The 2,593-nt window shown below is 74.8% G+C and carries 2 protein-coding genes; one reads left to right on the forward strand and one right to left on the reverse strand.

The window, feature by feature from the left end; translation table 11 throughout:
- The first annotated feature begins 59 nt into the window (after positions 1 to 59).
- Positions 60 to 752 carry a hypothetical protein gene (locus AOK08_RS42045; RefSeq protein WP_055535860.1) on the forward strand — a complete coding sequence of 231 codons (693 nt, stop codon included), beginning with the start codon at positions 60 to 62 and terminating at the stop codon, positions 750 to 752.
- On the opposite strand, the gene AOK08_RS42050 is transcribed toward AOK08_RS42045, so the two are convergent.
- Positions 730 to 2,593: WD40 repeat domain-containing protein (locus AOK08_RS42050; protein ID WP_206743425.1), on the reverse strand; the 1,864-nt coding region annotated here is incomplete at its 5' end. The two genes, AOK08_RS42045 and AOK08_RS42050, sit on opposite strands and share 23 nt — an antisense overlap.

Below are 2,593 nucleotides of genomic sequence, written 5' to 3' on the forward strand. Positions count from 1 at the left end.
CCCGGAATCCGCCGCGGGGGCCAGGCCTCCCCCTGTTCGACCTGCAAGGGAAACCGTTCATGATTCCGCGCCGCTTCTCCCGCACCGTCCTCCCCGCAGCCGCCGCCGTCATGTGCGGCCTGCTGGCCTCCTGCTCCGGCAGCGGCACCGCCACGACGAGCGGCGCCGCCCCGAGCCCGAACCCCACCGGTCAGGCGACGACCGCCCCGCCTTCCGGCGCCCCCTCCGGCGCCCCTTCCGGTGGTCCTTCCGGTGGTCCTTCCTCCGTCCCGACGCCCGCCGCCTCCCCGTCGATGAAGACCCTGCCGCCGTCCAAGCTGTGCGGCGTCCTCGACACGGCCGCCGCCGGCCAGGTGCTGACCGGCCCCAAGCCGGTCCCGCGCGCCGCCGTCAACAAGGGCACGGCGCTCGATTCGTGCAGCTACACCACCGGCGACCGGACGTCCCTGCTGACGCTCAACCCCTCCGCCCGCACCTACGCCACCGAACGCTCCGCCTCGCAGAGCCTGGTGAGCGATCCCGCGTCGGCGGGCATGCGCGATGTGAAGGTCGCCGAGGTCACCGGGCTGGGTCAGGCCGCCTTCAGCGAGAGCGCCGAGGTGCTCCAGCCGAAGCAGAGCGTCGCCTTCGTGGTGTGGAACTCCGGCTCCCATGTCTGGGTGCTCACCCTCGCGCAGCCCGACGGCGCGAAGGACGGCGCCGGCCGGCTCGTGGCGCTGGCCAAGCGGATCACTCCCCGTCTCGCCGGCTGACCCGGTTGCTCCGGCAGACCTGCTGAAAGGGCGCGCTGGGTACGTACGTCCGCCACTCGCCCGGTGTCAGGCCGGTGCCCGCCCGGGCGCAGATCCGCTCGACGGCGCGCCCCGGGTCGACGACGTACCGCTGGAGCGGGACGTACGGACTGCCCGAGTAGAGGGTCCTGCCGTCGGGCGAGAAGGCCAGCGACTCGATGCCGTCGCCGGGGGTGGTCAGCGGGGCGCCGAGCGGACGGCGGGTGGCCACGTCCCACAACTGGATACTGCCCGCGTCCCCGCCCACCGCGAGCATCCCCCCGTCGGGGCTCACGGCCACCGCGGTCACCGCCTCCGCGACATTGCCGATCGGTGCGGGGAAGAGGTTGCCGAGCACTCCGGCACTCCGGCTCACCGCCGCGTCCCACAGGGTGACCCGGCCCGAGTCGTCGCCGACCGCGAGCAGCGAACCGTCGGCCGAGAAGGCCGCCGCACCCACCCGGGCGCCCTGCGCCAGGTCGCGGTCCGCGGCCCTGCCCGACGGGAGCGAAGCGAGCCGTCCGTCGCCGACCAGCAGGCCGTCGTCGGGGCGGACGGTCAGGAGACCGCCCGCCAGTCCCGGCAGCACGGCCGTCCGGCGGCGGGAGCGGGTGGCCCACACCTCGTCGTAGACGTCCCGGACCCCGGAGCGGGCGGTGTACAAGGCGCGCCCGTCCCGCCCGAGGGCGATGTTCACCACCGGGTCCCCGGTCAGGTCGAGCGTCGTACGGGTCCGGCGGCGAGCCGTGTCCCACACCGTGAACCGCTGCTCGATCCCCTGCGGTCCGGAGGCCGACACGCCGTACGCGAGTGCCGAGCCGTCCGGGCTGAACGCCATCAGCGGGAAGGGGGACAAGGGGCCGGCCGAGGTGGCGGGGGCCTGGGCGACGGGTACGTCCACCGGGGGCAGGCTGCTCAGCGGACGGTCGTCGGCGGTGGCCCGGACCTCGAAGACGTACCGCCCGCCGGAGCGCTCCGCCGTGGCGTAGAGACGGCCGTCGGGGCTGTAGGTCACCCCGGCCGGCCGGGTGCCGCGCCAGGCCGGGGTGACCGCCGGGCCGAGGTCGACGGTGTGGACGGTGCCGCCCTCCAGATAGCGCAGGACCCGCCCACCGTCGTCCCAGGCCGGGCCGTCGTACACATGCTGGCTGTCCAGGGCGTGCCGGAACACGGGGGCGTCCGGTTTCGTGAGCCGCCAGACACGGATCTCGGCACTGTCGGCCGTCGCCAGAAACGTGCCGTCACCGCTGAACTCGGCGTAGGTGATGCCCGGATCGTCGAGCACGGCCAGTTCCCGGCCCGCGCGGACGTCCCAGACGGTGACCCCGGCGCCGGTGATCGCGGCGAGCCGGTCGCCCGCGCCGAACAGCAACTGCTGCGAGTCGTCGCCGTCGCAGAAACCGTCGCTCCGCTCCCAGGGCCCGGGGACGGTGCGGCCGGTACCGGTGTCCCACACCTGCGGCCCCCCTCGGTCGAGACAGCGCGCGACCAGCCGGTTGTCGGCACTCGCGGCGGGCCGGGTCACCCCGCTCGCCCGGTTCCGGGCCAGCACCTTGCCGTCGGCGACGGCCCGCAACTCCACCTGGTCCCCGTCCTGGACGAGATACGTATGCCCGTCGCCACCGAAGGAGACCTGCGCGGTGAGCGGCAGCGGGGCCTTTCCCCCGGTCCAGCGCCCGGCGGCCATGTCCCACAGCCCCACCCCGGCGGCGGTACGAAGCACGAGGGTCCGCCCATCGGGGGCAACAGCCTCGGCCATGGCCCCGACGGGAAGCCGCCCCACGGCCACTTGCCGCCGCGACGACACGTCCCAGACACGCCAG

Source organism: Streptomyces graminilatus (assembly GCF_001418565.1).
Lineage (GTDB): Bacteria > Actinomycetota > Actinomycetes > Streptomycetales > Streptomycetaceae > Streptomyces > Streptomyces graminilatus.

Bases quoted from the DNA above. Each gene is read 5' to 3' on its own strand.
- AOK08_RS42045 (WP_055535860.1), top strand. From the start codon at position 60: ATGATTCCGCGCCGCTTCTCCCGCACCGTCCTCCCCGCAGCCGCCGCC.